The sequence below is a fragment of the Pseudomonas sp. Ga0074129 genome, from assembly GCA_001465025.1.
Classification (GTDB): Bacteria; Pseudomonadota; Gammaproteobacteria; order Pseudomonadales; family Pseudomonadaceae; genus Aquipseudomonas.
The window spans coordinates 1-15,859 of the sequence record LNDO01000094.1 but is presented as its reverse complement, the minus strand read 5'-3'; the positions used below and the strand labels follow the sequence as shown (position 1 = coordinate 15,859).

13 protein-coding genes and 1 pseudogene are annotated in these 15,859 nt (G+C 61.0%); 7 read left to right on the top strand and 7 right to left on the bottom strand.

The features are described 5' to 3' along the window. Positions 1–7: 7 nt before the first annotated feature. The gene (locus AUK77_RS14170) at positions 8–877 is read left to right on the top strand and encodes a hypothetical protein (protein ID WP_296130708.1); all 870 of its coding nucleotides are present in this window, start codon (positions 8–10) and stop codon (positions 875–877) included. Positions 878–883: 6 nt separating this feature from the next. Here AUK77_RS14170 and AUK77_RS14165 read toward each other — a convergent pair whose 3' ends face one another. Both AUK77_RS14165 and AUK77_RS14160 read right to left on the bottom strand, forming a co-directional pair. After that, on the bottom strand, positions 884–1,630 hold the full coding sequence (locus AUK77_RS14165; protein ID WP_296130706.1) for an NRDE family protein: 747 nt from the start codon (positions 1,628–1,630) through the stop codon (positions 884–886). 3 nt (positions 1,631–1,633) lie between these two features. Then, complete coding sequence (locus AUK77_RS14160) at positions 1,634–2,002, bottom strand: hypothetical protein (protein WP_296130704.1); 369 nt, start codon at positions 2,000–2,002, stop codon at positions 1,634–1,636. A gap of 122 nt (positions 2,003–2,124) precedes the next feature. Here AUK77_RS14160 and AUK77_RS14155 point away from each other — a divergent pair, with 122 nt between their 5' ends. The 3 genes from AUK77_RS14155 to AUK77_RS14145 all read left to right on the top strand — a co-directional run bounded on the left by AUK77_RS14155 (position 2,125) and on the right by AUK77_RS14145 (position 4,654). After that, the gene (locus AUK77_RS14155; RefSeq protein ID WP_296130702.1) at positions 2,125–2,907 is read left to right on the top strand and encodes a sulfite exporter TauE/SafE family protein; all 783 of its coding nucleotides are present in this window, start codon (positions 2,125–2,127) and stop codon (positions 2,905–2,907) included. A gap of 152 nt (positions 2,908–3,059) precedes the next feature. Continuing rightward, the gene (gene lgt, locus AUK77_RS14150; RefSeq protein WP_296130701.1) at positions 3,060–3,860 is read left to right on the top strand and encodes a prolipoprotein diacylglyceryl transferase; all 801 of its coding nucleotides are present in this window, start codon (positions 3,060–3,062) and stop codon (positions 3,858–3,860) included. Then, positions 3,860–4,654 (top strand): thymidylate synthase, encoded by a 795-nt coding sequence (locus tag AUK77_RS14145; protein WP_296130699.1) that lies wholly within the window; start codon positions 3,860–3,862, stop codon positions 4,652–4,654. The genes lgt and AUK77_RS14145 overlap by 1 nt, the downstream gene beginning before the upstream one ends. A gap of 106 nt (positions 4,655–4,760) precedes the next feature. On the opposite strand, the gene AUK77_RS14140 is transcribed toward AUK77_RS14145, so the two are convergent. Then, a complete protein-coding gene (locus AUK77_RS14140; RefSeq protein WP_296130698.1) occupies positions 4,761–6,128 on the bottom strand; it encodes a GTPase/DUF3482 domain-containing protein in 1,368 nt (455 codons plus the stop codon). Between the two features lie 251 nt (positions 6,129–6,379). Beyond that, positions 6,380–7,699 (bottom strand): annotated as a pseudogene (locus AUK77_RS14135) (DUF2868 domain-containing protein); the annotation flags it as partial. A 187-nt stretch (positions 7,700–7,886) separates the two neighbouring features. Between AUK77_RS14135 and AUK77_RS14130 the strand changes: the two are divergent. From AUK77_RS14130 to AUK77_RS14120, 3 genes are all read left to right on the top strand, one after another. After that, the gene (locus AUK77_RS14130) at positions 7,887–9,080 is read left to right on the top strand and encodes a diguanylate cyclase (protein WP_296130696.1); all 1,194 of its coding nucleotides are present in this window, start codon (positions 7,887–7,889) and stop codon (positions 9,078–9,080) included. A gap of 40 nt (positions 9,081–9,120) precedes the next feature. Further along, a complete protein-coding gene (locus tag AUK77_RS14125; protein WP_296130694.1) occupies positions 9,121–9,594 on the top strand; it encodes a dihydrofolate reductase in 474 nt (157 codons plus the stop codon). A gap of 316 nt (positions 9,595–9,910) precedes the next feature. After that, positions 9,911–10,549, top strand: a complete 639-nt coding sequence (locus AUK77_RS14120; RefSeq protein WP_296130693.1) for a YitT family protein — start codon at positions 9,911–9,913, stop codon at positions 10,547–10,549. 115 nt (positions 10,550–10,664) lie between these two features. Here the strand turns inward: AUK77_RS14120 and AUK77_RS14115 are convergent, their stop codons facing one another. From AUK77_RS14115 to AUK77_RS14105, 3 genes are all read right to left on the bottom strand, one after another. After that, entirely contained in the window at positions 10,665–13,571 is a 2,907-nt protein-coding gene (locus AUK77_RS14115) for an ATP-binding protein (protein WP_296130692.1), read from the bottom strand. 159 nt (positions 13,572–13,730) lie between these two features. Then, the gene (locus tag AUK77_RS14110; RefSeq protein WP_296130690.1) at positions 13,731–14,669 is read right to left on the bottom strand and encodes an ABC transporter substrate-binding protein; all 939 of its coding nucleotides are present in this window, start codon (positions 14,667–14,669) and stop codon (positions 13,731–13,733) included. Positions 14,670–14,768: 99 nt separating this feature from the next. Next, positions 14,769–15,859: dihydroxy-acid dehydratase (locus tag AUK77_RS14105; RefSeq protein WP_296130688.1), on the bottom strand; the 1,091-nt coding region annotated here is incomplete at its 5' end.

Sequence of the window (15,859 nt, the reverse complement as noted above, 5' to 3'; positions counted from 1 at the left end):
GCCGCTCATGCTGATGCTGGCAGATAACGTTCAAACGCTTCGTCAACTGGCTACCCTGCGCTTGTCTGCAGCCAGCGCTTTGGTCTGTCAGGGGCAAAATGTGTGGGTGTTGGCGGACGATGCGCTGGTGCTGCAACGCTACAACTTGAGTGGTGATTGGCAGGCTGAACGGGTCCTGTTACCTGGTGAGCTGCCTACCGATGCCAAGCAGCGCAAGCGGCACAAGCCCGATTTTGAAGCCTTGGTGTCATTACCTAAGGATCACTTGCTGGCTCTGGGTTCAGGTTCAACTGAGCGGCGTTGTCGTGGGTGCCTGGTCGAGGAGAGCAGTGTGCACATCATTGACCTCGCCCCCTTGTATCAAACCCTCGCCGGGTACTTTCAAGATCTGAATATCGAGGGCGGTGTGGTGTGCCGCGAACATCTGGTGCTGGCGCAACGTGGCAATGGCCGCGGGCGGGAAAATGCGTTGGTGCTGCTCGATTTGCCGCAGGTGTTGCGCGATCTGCAAGATGGGCAACTGAGTGCTGCGGCGCTGCAGCGGGTTGTGCCCGTGTTGCTGCCAGCGTTGCAGGGCGTGCCTTTAAGCCTGACTGACCTCAGCGTTTCGCCCAGTGGGGCGTTGTATTTCACGGCGACAGCGGAGGCCACCGAGTCCAGCTACCTGGATGGTACGTGTCTTGGCAGCGTGCTTGGGCGATTTGATGAGCAACTGAGCGTCATTGAGCTGAACCGCCTGGCACCTGTGGTCAAGATCGAAGGCCTGGCGTTTCAAAACGATGGCCGGCTCCTGCTGGTAGCCGATGCGGATGACCCAGCGATTGCCTCGCCGCTGTATGCCCTCGACCTAATCAGCGACTGCGCATCTAGGGACTAAGCGGCTTTAACTGTGCAGTTCGACCTCGCCCAAACAACTGCCATTACTGCCGAAACTGCGCTCAACCATCTGCCAACTGCCGTGGCTAGCCATGATTAGTGCCGTGCTGGCGCGCGTGCCGTAAGCCGGGCTGGCAATAAAAACGCTGGAGAGCAGGCGCTCGCTGGGCAGGCCGATGCCGGTGTCGGGTAGGTGTTCGTCGGCGGCTTGGCGGTTGTCGCTGAGCAGCCGCAGCAGAGCCTCTGGCTGCGGGTCAGGCAGGCACGCGTGCAGGGCCTGTTTGGCGCGCTGCAGTTTTGGCCAAGGGGTGTTCAGGTCGGCATTGGAGATGCCGTGCACGCCTTCCTCCAATACGGTGGTCAGGCCGCTGCGGGAGTTGAAGTGGCAGAGTTGCTGGCCATCACCCAGCAGCAGGTTAAAGCCGCTGTAAGCCTGGCGTTGGCTGCGCAGCGTGGCGAGAAACGCCTCGATGTTCAGCTCACCTGTCAGAAAGGCGCTGGGCAGTTCGCCGCGCGAGCGCGCGCCCTGCGGCAGGCTGAGGTCGCGGATGTTGGTCAGCGCGGCGAAGCGTCCGCCTTGGCCTACGCCCAGCCAGGTGCCGCCGGCTTGCAGGTCACGCCCGGCGAATACACCGGGTGCATCGTGCCATTGCGCCAGTGCCTGACTTGGCCTGGCATAGAATTCATCGCGGTTGGACGCCACCAGCAAGGGCTGTGTATGGCTGGGCCGCCAGGCCAGAACGATCAGGCACATGGCTTAGCGCCGCAGTTTGGCGATAACGCCAGCGCTGTCCAGTTCTGCGCCCAGGTGCAAACGCACCTTGCGCGCGCCACAGCCTAGCCCTAGCTCCAGCAGGATGCGCTCTTCGATTTGTGACAAGCCGCCCTCCAAGCGTTCCAACGGTTGTATCAGCAACTGCGGCGGCCAACTCAAACGTAGAAAGCGCCGTGGCAGCAATTCAGCGACGCCGCTTTGCAAGAGTTGCTGCGCGGCGGCGAAGTCGGCCACCAGCAGGCGCACATTGCTGAACGCCGGGTCGGCGTGCAGGTGCAGTGTGCGCGCGCTTTGCACATGCGTCAGGTGCATCTGATTACAGCTCAGTTTGAGGTACAGGCTCGGGCGCACGGTGGTCTATTCCAAACAGGATGCAAGCACTTTACGCAAAGCCTCGGCGTACATCCATCGCGCAAACTAGAGTCCGGGGCTGTGCATCCGTTACCATGCCGCACTGTTTTCGGGGGTGTTGAATGGAGCTGCTCTTGTACTTGGTCTTGGGGGCCGCTGCCGGCACCCTGGCCGGACTGTTTGGCGTGGGCGGCGGCATCATCATCGTGCCGGTGCTGGTGCTGAGCTTCGCCGCGCAGGGCTTTGACGCACAGGTGTTAACTCATCTGGCCGTCGGCACATCGCTGGCCACCATCATCTTCACCTCGATCAACTCGGTGTTGGAGCACCAGCGCAAAGGGGCGGTGTTGTGGCCGGTGTTTGCCTGGATGACCCTGGGTATTCTGCTGGGAGCGGGGCTTGGTGCGATGACGGCTACCGCCATTCAGGGGCCGCTCTTGCAGAAGATCATCGGTGTTTTCGCCATCATCATTGCCGTGCAAATGGCCCTGGAATTGAAACCCAAGGCCAGTCGCACGGTCCCAGGCAAGCCGGGTTTGACGGTGGCCGGTGGCGTGATTGGTTGGGCGTCGGCGATTTTCGGCATTGGCGGTGGCTCGCTGACCGTACCGTTCCTGACGTGGCGCAGTGTGCCGATGCAACAAGCGGTGGCCACGTCGTCGGCCTGCGGTCTGCCGATTGCATTCGCCAGTGCCTTGAGTTTTATCTGGCTGGGCTGGGAAAAACCGGCGCTGCCACAGTGGAGTCTGGGTTTTGTCTACCTGCCCGCACTGGTCGGTATCGCCATTCCCAGCATGTATTTCGCTCGCCTTGGCGCGCGCCTGGCGCACAGACTGTCGCCGCGCCTGCTCAAGCGGTTATTTGCCCTGCTGTTGTTAAGTGTGGGCTTAAGTTTTCTGATTTAGGAACCTGTCACGATCTGCTGCGCGTCGGCCCTGCTGCGTTAAAAACAGGCTCGGAATGCTCATGTACAGTTCGTACACTGCGCTTCCTCGCCTGTTTTTGCCTTGCATGGCTCTAGCTCGCGAGATCGTGAACAGGTTCTAAGGAGTTTTTGATGTTGCCTTACCCGCAGATTAACCCCGTAGCCCTTGACCTTGGTCTGATCAAAATTCACTGGTACGGCCTGATGTACCTGATCGGCATTGGCGGGGCCTGGTGGCTGGCTTCGCGCCGCGTCAACGCCTTTGCGCCGACCTGGAACAAGGACAAACTCTCCGACCTGGTGTTCTGGGTGGCCATGGGCGTCATTCTCGGTGGTCGCCTTGGCTATGTGCTGTTTTATGACTTGGCGGCCTACATTGCTGAGCCGGCGCGCATGCTGCGCATCTGGGAAGGCGGCATGTCGTTCCACGGCGGCCTGATCGGCGTGATGCTGGCCACCTGGTGGTTTGGCAAGCGCAACGGCAAGAGCTTCTTCGAGCTGATGGACTTTATTGCCCCGCTGGTGCCGATTGGCCTGGGTGCCGGACGCATCGGTAACTTCATTAACGCCGAGCTGTGGGGTAAAGCCACCGATTTGCCGTGGGCGATGGTCTTCCCGACCGACCCGCAACAACTGGCTCGCCACCCTTCGCAGCTCTATCAGGTGGCGCTGGAAGGCGTGGCGCTGTTTGCCATCCTCTGGTTCTACTCGCGCAAGCCGCGCCCGACCATGGCCATTTCCGGCATGTTCGCCCTGTGTTACGGCATCTTCCGCTTTATCGTTGAATTCGTCCGCGTGCCGGATGCGCAACTGGGTTACCTGGCCGGTGGCTGGCTGACCATGGGGCAGGTGCTGTGCCTGCCGATGATCCTCGGCGGCATTGGCCTGATCGCCTATGCCTACAAACGTCAGGCTGCACAGGAGGCCGTGTAATGCAGCAATACCTCGACCTGATGCGTTTGGTGCGGGAAACCGGCACCTTCAAAAGCGACCGCACCGGCACCGGCACTTACAGCATCTTCGCCCACCAGATGCGCTTCAATTTGGCCGATGGTTTTCCACTGGTGACCACGAAAAAGTGCCACTTGAAATCCATCATCCATGAGTTGCTGTGGTTCCTGCAGGGCGACACCAACATCAAGTACTTGAAGGACAACGGCGTGCGCATTTGGGACGAGTGGGCCGACGAGAACGGCGACCTCGGCCCGGTGTATGGTTACCAATGGCGTTCGTGGCCCGCGCCGAACGGCGAGTCAATCGACCAGATCAGCAAGCTGATCGAGATGATCAAAAAGAACCCGGACTCGCGCCGCCTGATCGTCTCGGCCTGGAACCCGGCACTGGTCGAGCAGATGGCCCTGCCGCCGTGTCATGCGTTGTTCCAGTTCTACGTCGCCGACGGCAAGCTGAGCTGCCAGTTGTACCAGCGCTCGGCCGATATCTTCCTCGGCGTGCCGTTCAACATCGCCAGCTATGCGCTGCTGACCATGATGGTGGCGCAGGTGTGTGACCTGCAATTGGGTGACTTCATTTGGACCGGCGGCGACTGCCACCTGTATGCCAACCATATTGAGCAGACCGACCTGCAGTTAACCCGCGAGCCGCTGCCGCTGCCGGTGATGAAGCTCAACCCCGAGGTGAAGGACTTGTTGGCATTCAAGTTCGAGGACTTCGAGCTGGTCGGCTACCAGGCGCACCCGCATATCCCGGCACCTGTCGCGGTCTGATCTACGTTGTTTGATTCGCGGCTAAAACGGAGCGCCGCCCGGCCCCTCCCACAGATCGATGTTGTTAGTGTGGGAGGCTCCGCTTTAGCCGCGACGCTTTGAGCGGTTAGAGCAACTCCATCGCCAATGCCTGCACCAGCGCCTGCCGTTCGCCATCTTCCATTGTTGCGCCGGGGTTAAGCGATGACCATTCGGGGTGCGCGCGGGCTTTGCGCAGGGCTTCGGGCAGTTCGCCTTCGCGCCAGGTGGCGTCTTGCGGAGTGCTCAGGCTGATGCGCGCGATGGCGGCGTGGCCACGCTTGTCCAACGCCTGCAGCAACTGCTGTTGGCGCAGGGCGAGCAGGCGCAGCACGGCGTCATCAACCGTCAGTTCGCGTTGGCCCTTGAGTTTGCCTTTGAGGCGCGCGCCATAGCCGCGCAGCGTTTGCGCACTGCCGCCAATCACCGCACCGATCAGCGCTGCGGCCCCAAGCGTTATGCCGCCCACCAACAAGTCGACGCCGACACCGGTGGCCGCACCGGCTGCCATACCGCTGCCAACTTTGATGCCGAGTTGCTTGAGGGTTTCCGGGTTGAACAGGTCGTCACCCCAGCGCCCGTCGAGCAGTGGCAGTTCACCGGCTTCGGCGTCGTCCCGGCGGAAGGCGTAAAGGCGCAGCAGGGCGTCCACGCAGCGCTGTTCGCGTTGACGGATGGTTTGGTGCAGGTCGCGGATGGCCGCCTGTTCCAGCGCGCTTTGCGCGGCGACGCTGCGCCGGCAGGCGGCGCAATCAATCAGCAACTCAGCGATCAGTCGTGCGCCGCTGCGGGTGCGCAATTGGCGTTGCGTTTGGTGATCGTCGATCAGCCGTTGCAGGTGCGGGCGGGCTTTTTCCAGCAGCAGCGCCAGGCTGTCGTACAGGCGGCGCTCGCCATCCAGCGGCGGGGCCACGCTGTCGAAGCACACCAGCGCATGCAGGCCGATGCGGGCGAGGGCGTCGCGCCAGTCCTGTTCGCGGTGTTGGCCGCTGCTGACAAAATTCAAGACGGGCAGCAGCGGTCGGCCGCACATGGCCAGCACGGCCAGTTCGTCGCGGTATTTGGCCAGCACCGGCTCGCGCGCGTCGATCACATACAGGCCCGCGTCCGAGGCGAGCAGTTGGCGCAGCACTTTGGCTTCTTGTTCAAGACGCTGACGGGCTTCGTTGCTGTCGAGAAAGCGCGCCAGCCGCGCCGGGCCGTCCAGCCGCTCACCGGGTCGGTCGAGGCGTTCGAGGTAGTCGAGCAGGGCGATGGCATCTTCAAGGCCGGGCGTGTCGTACAGCTCCAGCAGGGCCACACCGTCCACCGACAAGCGTGCGCCTTCGACGTGCCGGGTGGTGCTGGCGTGCGGCGAGACTTCACCAAAGCCGACATCGCGGGTGAGGGTGCGCAGCAGCGAGGTTTTGCCGACATTGGTGTGGCCGACGACGGCGAGTTTCAGGGGGGGGCTCATAAGGGGCGGTGCCTGCCTGAATAACCGGAGTGCGGCTGCGCGCGGCTGACCGGGGAGCGTGGATTCGTAGGTTGGTGCTGAGCCTGCGAAGCCCAACAAGGCGCGCAAAGCGCATCCTTGGGCCGAAGTGTGAATATCCTGGTCCGATCAGTGCACGGGTCGTTGGGCTTCGCTTCGCTCAGCGCCAACCTACGGGAAATTGCGCCATGGCGACTAATCATGCCCGGTCTCCAGCCAGCTAAGTGGCGTTGATGCCAGTCGGCTAGGCGCACGCTGTCGAGGGCTTCACCGGGCGGCGGTGGCAGCAGCCAGATGCGCGTAGCGGCGGCGCTGCGCGCCAGTTCACTGAGCAGCGCCAGGCTGCCGCGATCTGGCGAGCGGCGGGGGTCGCAGGCAATCAGCAGGCGGGCCGGCGGAAAGCGGTTGAGTTGGTCCAGCAGGCGCTTGCGCTGTTCGCGGCTGTCGAGGATGCCAGCATCGCTTACGCCGCCGGGCAGGGCCGGTGGCCATTGGCGTTGCGGGTCCAGTTCTATCGCAACCAGCACGGCACCTTGGCTGTTTTCGACGCAGTGGCCCGCGTGCGGTTGATAGAGCTGCGCGGGCGCGGCATCGCATACGCCGAGGCGCTCACTGCTGGGTTGCAGGCGTTCGCGCAGTTCGCTGTAGCCGGGCAGGCTGACATCCAGTTGCAGACGCGCTTTTCCGGCGCGCCAGCGCCATAGGCAAAACAGCCCCAGCAGCAAGCGCGGCAGCAGGCCAAACACCAGCAGCACGCCGAGCAGCCAGCTGGCCCAGGCATGGCGCGCGGCTTCAAGGTCCAGGGCGCTGTCACCGCTTGCGCGAATCAGTTCGGCGTTGGGCTGGCTAAAGCCGAGCAGGGCCGGTGCGGCCCCGAGGGCGTGGGTCAGGCTGACAAAGGTGTCGCTGCTCAGCAGGGTGGTTTCCCAGACAAAGCCGTAGCGCCGCGTCGTCAGCAGGGCGAGGGTGAACAGCAGGGCGCTGAGCAGGGCCAGCAACCATAAGCCATGCACCCACAGTCCGAGCAACCAGCGATGCAGGCCGTGACGCTGAAGCAATATCAGCAGGGCCGGAGCCAGTTGCGCGGCGCGGGCGTCACGGGCCAGTTTTTCGCTCAACCAGAGCCAAACACGGCCCAGCGCCCCCAACGTCTTGCCGCCGAGCAGCAGGCTGAGCAGCCAACCACCAAGCAGCAGCAGATTGAGCCCCAGCAAGCTGGCCAAGACCCAGAACACATTGACCGGGCGCTGGCCGTCGCCCAGCGCGCTAAACGCCAGACCTGCACCGCTGACCACTGCCAGCAGCATCAGCAGCCCCATGGCCAGGCGTGCGCCCTGCAGCCAGTGCTGCTGCGCCTGAAGCAAACCGTCACGTGTGGCCAGCCACAGCGCGCGGGCTTCAATGCGTGCCGGTAGATCACCGCCGAGGCGTTGAGCCTGGCGGTTGGCCTCGCTGTCTTCCAGTGGTCCGGCGTGTTCTTCACGCAGGCGCAGAGCCTCGCACAGCCACAGGCGGTTGAAGCGATTGGGGGTGGGATATTCGCTTGGGCTCACGCAGTGTTCCGTTTATAGGCTGATAACCAAGCATACCCCCAGCCGCGCGGGCATGGCAGCGCAGGCTGCGCCGCCGATAAGTCGGACGCGTTGAGCCTGCATCTCGGCTACGTTTTTTAACCACCTGCTAGGCTTGATCACGTTAACCTGCCGCAACCACTCACCCGATTCGTAAACGAGTACAGCCGTGACCTTACCCCGTCTGGCCTGGGCCAGTGAGGACTCCCCCTACTTACGTCAGCATCAGCAGGGCTTTCGCTGGCTGCGTTTTGCGCCTTCACTGGAGCCGGCTTACAGGCGCTACCACGCTGAAGTCTTTCTGCGCCGGGTGCGCTGGGCCGTGATGGTGGCCATGGTCATCGGCCTGTTGTTTGTCGTGATGGACGCCCTGAGCATGCCGGACCCGTTGCGTAAACAGGTGCTTCTGGTGCGCGTGTGCGTGCTCCAGCCGACGCTATTGTTGGTTTGGGTAGCCACCTATCAGCGGGCCTGGCGTGATCACTTGCAGTGGATTGGTGCACTTGCAGCGCTTGGCTGCGGTCTGGGGGTGGCGGCCATTATCGGCCTGGCCCGTTATCACGCGTATACCTTGCCCTACGAGGGCATCATTCTGGGCACGGTGTTCTTCTACTTTCTCGCGGGTCTGCGCGCCGTCACGGCGGTGATCTGCGGGTGGTTGGTGTTTCTCGGCTATGTGTTGATGGAGCTGAGTATCGGTATGGCCGGCGAGGTGCTGCTCAGCAATGCCCTGTTTCTGGCGTTGGCCAATGTTGTTGGCTCGGTCGGCAGTTATTCGCTGGAATACGCGACACGGCAGAGTTTTCTTGCCCACGGCATTTTGCAGGACTTAGCCGAGAAGGATTACCTCACCGGCTTGTTCAACCGCCGCGCCTTTACCGAGTGTGCCGAACGAAGCTGGAAGCAGGCGCAGCGCGACCAGCTACCGGTGGGCGTGGTGATGATGGATGTGGATTTCTTCAAACGTTACAACGACCACTACGGCCATGCTGCCGGTGATAAAGCCTTGCGTCAGATCGCGCGGGTGATTGATACGCACGCGCGGCGACCGCTGGACTGCACCGCTCGTTACGGCGGTGAGGAGTTTGTCGGGCTTTGGTATGGCCTGGATGAGGCGCAGATGCTGGCCATCCTGCAGGACATTCGGCAAGACACTGAAGCGCTGGGCCTGAGTCACGCCTATTCGGACGCCGCCAGCGTGGTCACGTTGAGCATCGGCATGGCCTACCTGGTGCCGCAGCCGCAACAACATCTTGCCGATGCCCTGCAACTGGCCGATGCGGCGCTTTACCAAGCCAAGCAACAGGGGCGTAATTGCGTGGTGAGCAGGTCTTTTGCTGACCAGGGCCATGCGTTGCGGTGAAAGCTTCAATCCTCGCCTAGGAGTCGGTATTCTCGCGCCTATGAAAACATCTCTCCCCCTTTGCATGATTGCGGCCCTCGCGGAAAACCTCGTGATCGGCAAGCACTTCAAGGCACTGACCTTGGGCAAGCCGATCATCATGGGTCGCAAAACTTGGGACTCGCTCGGTCGGCCACTGCCCGGCCGGTTGAATCTGGTAGTGAGCCGTCAGCCGGATTTACAGCTTGAGGGGGCTGAAGTGTTCACCAGCCTGGAAGCGGCTTTGCTGCGCGCCGAAGAATGGGCGCTGGCGGAAGACGCCGAAGAGCTGATGCTGATTGGCGGTGCGCAGCTCTATGCGCTTGGCCTGGCTCAGGCGACGCGCTTGTACCTGACGCGCGTCGGCATCAGCCCTCAGGGTGATGCGCACTTCCCTGAGTTTGCTGAAACGGATTGGCATTTATCCTCAGCCATTGAACACGCCGCCGGGTTGGAAACCCCCGGCTATGTGTTTGAAATCTGGGACCGCAAATAGCCCGCTCGGGCTGCAATGCTCCCCTCTCCCTAACCCTCTACCCGGAGGGGCGAGGGGATGATCGCGTCCACCCGGGGCTTAAGTGAACAGCATTACGCTCGGGCTGAGCTTTACGGCGTTGCATTGACCCCCGCCAAGGCGCACCTGTTGCCAGCCGTTTAGCATGCAGGCTGCGGCGCTTATAGGCGTCGGACTCAACTCACGCGTGGCGTCCGTGACTGCGCCCGCCGCCAAGCGTTTGGTCGCCTGCATTTGTTGATGCAGGCTTTCGCTCGATGCGCCTCACCCTCGTTTTCTTTCTAAAGGTTGTTGCTCCATGCATGACACTGACGCCGAGCCGGATCGTATTGCCGCGCTATTTATGCGCCATCCCCTTTGGGAGGACGGCCTGGCATTGCTGCTGGGCACTGCGATGGTGGCGCTGGGCATCACCTTTTACAGCCAGGCCGGGTTGCTCACCGGCGGCACTGTGGGCTTGGCCTTTCTGCTGAAATACCTGCTGGGCTGGTCGTTCGGGCTGGTGTTCTTTCTGATCAACCTGCCGTTTTATGCCCTAGCCATTTGGCGCATGGGCTGGCCGTTTACGCTGCGCACGTTTTGCGCGGTGGGCTTGGTCTCAGTGCTGGCCGAGTTGACGCCACAGTGGGTGGCGTTTGCCCAACTTAACGTGGTCTATGCCGCGCTGTTTGGTGGTTTTGCCATGGGCCTGGGCTTGCTGATGCTGTTCCGTCACCGCGCCAGCCTGGGTGGGGTGAACATCCTCGCGCTGTACCTGCAAGAGCGCTATGGCCTGCGTGCTGGCCAAGTTCAGATGGGCATCGACGTGCTGATTGTGTTGGGTGCCGTGTTGGTTGTGCCGCTGGACAAGGTCGCGCTGTCGATTCTCGGTGCGTTGGCGTTGAACATGGTGCTGGCGATCAACCACCGCGCCGGGCGCTATATGGGCGTGAGTTGAGGGCTGTGCTTGTTGCCGCGCATTGCACTGTTGTGGCCGCGCTAAATGAATCTTGGGCGGCGCGCACTTCGCGTCTCAATGGGCTCGGCGTTGCGCGAACGAAGCGGCCATCCACCTAGGCATGCGTTCGGCAGATTTCCAGGGCGGCAGCGGCGGTAAGAGCAAGGTCGCTGTGGAAGGCTTTGGCAGCCGCCTGCAACTCGGCCAGCGGTTCTGCTCCTGGCCCCATCTTGATACGGCGCTCCAATGCCGCTGCCTGTTGGCTGAGCGCATCCATACCCAGGGTTCCGGAGCTGCCTTTGATGCTGTGCACCATCCGTTGAGCGCTGCTCCAGTCATCTTCTTGCAACGCTTTTAGCAACTGTTCGGCAAAGTCCAAGGCATGTCGTTGAAACTCTTCTAGCAAAAACAGAGTGTTGGTTACGCCAAGCTGTTCGGCCAAGAGCAGAATTCGCTGCAATCCGGGGTCGGTCATTTTCACGTCTGCTGTTGGGTTGTCCGGCGGCGTAATGGCTGGCACGTGGCTGTTAGGCAGGTGACGTTGCAGGCATTCGATTAGCGTATCGCGCACGATCGGTTTGCTGAGGAAATCGTCCATTCCGGCCAGCTTGCAGCGCTGGCGGATTTCGTCATAGGCGTTGGCGGTCAGGGCAATGATCGGCGTGCGTGGCTTGCCTTGTTGCTGCTCCCACGCACGGATGGCCCGGGTAGCGGCAAAGCCATCGAGTACTGGCATCAGGCAGTCCATCAGAATCAGGTCGAAATCTTCCCGTTGCACAGCGTCTACGCCGAGTTGACCGTTGTTGGCAAAGCTCAGGCGCAGGCCGAAGGGCGTGAGCATCGCCTTGAGCACGGTTTGGTTGATGGCTGTGTCCTCAATAACCAGCAGGTGTCCGTGCAGTTGGTGTTGCCGGCGCTCTAGGCTCGGCTTACTGATAGATACCTGCTCGCCATTAAACAGCCGTTGCACGGCCTGACGTAATTGGGCTTGAGCCAGCGGCCGGCAGAGGCAATGGGCGTCGTCAGCCTGTTCGCTGTTCGCTGGCTGATCGCACAGCCAGAGGCGCAGGGGGTTGGCGCTCAACGGCAGGGTGTCTCTAAAACACTCACACACCAGCAGCAGGTCATGCGCTGGCAATGCTTGCGTCAGGTCGTAGCGCTGTTCCACGCGAAAGCCCAGTGGGCCCAGCGCGGCTTGGACGATGGCCAAGTTAAGAGGCTGCGGATCGAGTAACAGCAATCGCTTGTCGTACTGCGGCAAGGCCAACATGTTGCTGGCCGTTGGCGTGCTGGGCAGCGTTAGGCTGAGGCTGAAGCAACTGCCTTGCTGCGGCTGGCTGTTGAGGCTGATTGCACCACCCATCAGGCGCAACAGTTTATGGCTAATTGACAGGCCCAGGCCGCTGCCGCCGAACGAGCGCGTCGTGGACGAGTCGGCTTGGGTAAAGGGCTTGAACAGTTTGGCTTGCTGCTCGGGTGTCATGCCGATGCCAGTGTCTTGGATGTGCAGGCGATAAAAAGTGTTCCCGTCAGGCGCAGGGTTGGCGCTGAGGTGCAGGTGAACATGGCCCTGGTGGGTGAACTTGATGGCATTGTTGAGCAGGTTGAGAATGATCTGGCGTAGACGTAATGGGTCGGCCATCACCTGTAGCGGCACGTCGGGGTCAATCAGCAGCAGGAGTTGCAGTGACTTTTTCTGCGCTTGGGGCTGCATTAACCTGAGTGCGTCGATCAGAATTTCTTCCCAGTCGCAGGGCACCTGTTCAAGGCGCAGCATGCCGGCCTCAATTTTGGACAGGTCGAGGATGTCGTTGAGTAACGCCAGTAGTAACTCGGCGGAGACCTGCAGGGTATGCACCAACTCCTGCTGCTGCTTGGACATGGCGGTGTCGGCCAGGACTTTGGCCATGCCGATCACGCCATTCATCGGCGTGCGAATCTCGTGGCTCATGGTGGCCAGAAATTCGCTCTTGGCGCGGTTGGCATCTTCAGCCTCGCTGCGCGCAATCTCCAGGCCCCATTCGTACTGTTTGCGTGCGGAGATGTCGCGCAGCATGCCGACAAAGGCTTTTTTACCGCCGATCTGCAAGGGCGATACCGACAGTTCCAAGGCAAACTCTTCGCCGTTCTTGTGCAAGCCATAGAGGTCGCGGGTCTTGTTGATGATCCGCGGTGCATGCAGTTCGGAATGACGCAGATAACCGTCATGGGCCTGGCGAAAACGCAGCGGCAGAAGCATATCGACTTTGTGCCCGAGCATCTCGATGGCCTGGTAACCAAACAGTTGCTCAGCGGCCGGGTTAACGCTGCTGATGGTGCCCTCGGCGGTCAGGGTGATGATCCCCTCGCTGCTGTTACTGATGATGGCCCGCGACAGCTCTTCACTCTTGCGCAGTTGTTCGGCTGTATCGATCACGTGCTGGTGATGCTTGAGTTCGCGCTCCAATTGGCGGTGCAGGGTGCTGGCAAGCACGCCGAATTCGCCAGGCTGGATTTTTTCCAGGTTACTCAGGACATCTTTTGAGTCGCTGGAGGAGATGCTTTGCAGCAAGGTATTCATCGGCTGCAGGACCAAGTGGCGCAGCAGCATGGCCAGGGCGCCGAGCATCAGAGCAGTGGCGAGCATCAGCCAGGTGGTTTGTTGAAGAATTTCGCGGTTGAATTGCTGGCGCGTGTCACGCACGTCCAGTTCTACGTAAATAGCGGCTTGCGTGTTGGCCTGCGCCATTAATTGAGTGTTCATCAGGCGCAGCGGCGCGGCATAGTCATAGTGCTGACCCGCTTGGTGATGTTTGACAATCTTGTTGTTGTGCAACACATCGCTGAGTATGGATTTTGCTTCAAGCGTCGCGCTGAGATCAGTCAGTCGCTGCATGTATTGCTCGGCGCGGGTGCTGGCGATGATTGTGGGTGGCTCACCCGCCACGATCAGCAGAGACTTGACCCCGCGTTCACCACCCAATGACATCACCATCCGACGCAGGTCACTGATCTGGCTGACGGTCTCTGCGCTTATTTGCACGCTGCTGAGAATGATCTGAGCGCGCTCCTCAAGACGTTTCTGCAGTTGGGTTTCACCGCTGCGCTAGGACAGCAGCAAAATAACCACGCCTGAGGCAAGCCAGAGCAGGGTTAGCGGCAACATGATTTGCCGGGAAAGTGAGTGGCGCTTATGCATTGATCAGTCCATGACCAGGGTAGTCAAATCGACCGCTTGCTTGATCTCGCCGTTGTCCAGCAAGAGGCGTTGAGCGCTCTGCAACGCCTTGAGCAGGCGTTGATCGGGGCCGAGGTAAAAGGCTTGGTCAACGGCCCGCAGCAGGTACAGATCATTGAGGATGCTATTGCGAAACTCGTCGACAGTGATGCCTTCGCGCGCCGCCATGATGGTGTCGGCCTTTTGCGGATTCTGCCGTGCATATTCATAGGCCGCCTCCAGGCCTCGCAGCATGGCGTGCACGTCGTCTTTGCGGGTGGCTATAACCTCAGCATCGAGGGCGATGACATCGAGAATCTCCCCAGGAATTTGCCGTGTGCTGAAAATCTCCCGAAGGTGCGGCTGTTTGAGCATGGCAATTGAATAGGGTGGGTAGGTAACGGCGGCGTCTATATCGTTGCTGAGCAGGGCGCTGAGCATGTCGCTTTGCGCCAGGTATACCCGTTGTGCGCTGTTGCTGGTCAGGTTGGCCTTTTCCAATGCGTGGGCCAGCACGAAGTTGTTGATGGTGCCGGCCTCGACGCCCACCCGCTTGCCGGCTAACTGATCAACATGGGTAATACCTGCACGGCTGACGATCAAATCACCGCCACTGGAGTAGTCGGTGACATAGACAATGCGGGGTTGACGTTGGCTTTGTTCGCGGACAATCAGTACGCCGTCTGGCGATGAGCAAAAGCCATCCACCTGCCCCGTCGCATAAGCGCGGCGACTGTCGATGGGCGAGCTGAACTGAACAATTTGCACCTCGACACCCTCCGCCTCGAACAGTTTGAGTTGTTCGGCCAGGTATAAAAACTCATACCCCGGCCATGGGCTAATGGCGATGCGCAGGGGCGGTTTCTCCGGCGGCGAACAGGCGCTGAGAAGTAGCAGCAGGATTAACAGCAGGGGTCTGGTCATGGAGCATTCCGATCAGCGGGCTTTCTCACTATAGACGGCATTCCTGCAGGCAAAAAAAGGCCCAGCACGTAGCTGGGCCTGGATGTTGCGATGGTGCGATCAGTCAACCAAACGATCCAGCAACTCCTTGTCGCGTACGGCACCTTTGTCGGCGCTGGTGGCCAGCAGGGCGTAGGCTTTTAGCGCAGTGGTTACTTTGCGTGGGCGCTTTTCAACGGGCTTCCAGCCTTTCTTGTCCTGTTCTACGCGGCGTGCGGCCAGTTCTTCATCACTGATCAGCAGATTGATCGAGCGCTCGTGGATGTCGATGAGGATTTTGTCACCTTCACGCACCAAACCAATGGCACCGCCCGAAGCAGCTTCTGGCGAAGCGTGACCGATGGACAGGCCGGAGGTGCCGCCCGAGAAGCGGCCGTCGGTCAGCAGGGCGCAGGCTTTGCCCAGGCCTTTGGACTTCAGGTAGCTGGTGGGGTAGAGCATTTCCTGCATGCCTGGACCGCCTTTCGGGCCTTCGTAGCGGATGATGACGATATCACCGGCCACCACTTCGTCAGCGAGGATGCCGCGTACGGCGCTGTCCTGGCTTTCGTAGATTTTCGCGCGGCCTTCGAAGACATGGATCGACTCATCCACACCGGCGGTTTTCACCACGCAGCCATCCACGGCGATGTTGCCGTACAGCACGGCCAGGCCGCCTTCTTGGGAATAAGCATGCTCGACGCTGCGGATGCAGCCGTTCTCACGGTCGTCATCCAAGCTGTCCCAGCGGGTCGACTGGCTGAACGCGGTCTGCGTCGGGATGCCTGCCGGGCCGGCCTTGAAGAAGTGATGCACGGCCTCGTCCTGGGTCTGGGTGATGTCCCATTGGGCGATGGCGTCGGCCATGGAGGCGCTGTGAACGGTCGGAATGTCGGTGTGCAGCAGACCGCCACGGGCCAGTTCGCCGAGGATGGAGAACACGCCACCGGCGCGGTGCACATCTTCCATGTGGTATTTCTGGATATTCGGCGCAACTTTGCACAGCTGTGGAATGCGGCGTGACAGGCGATCAATGTCACGCAGGTCAAACGCCACTTCGCCTTCTTGCGCGGCGGCCAGCAGGTGCAGGATGGTGTTGGTCGAACCGCCCATGGCGATGTCGAGCATGATGGCGTTTTCAAACGCTTTGAAGTTGGCAATGCTGCGCGGCA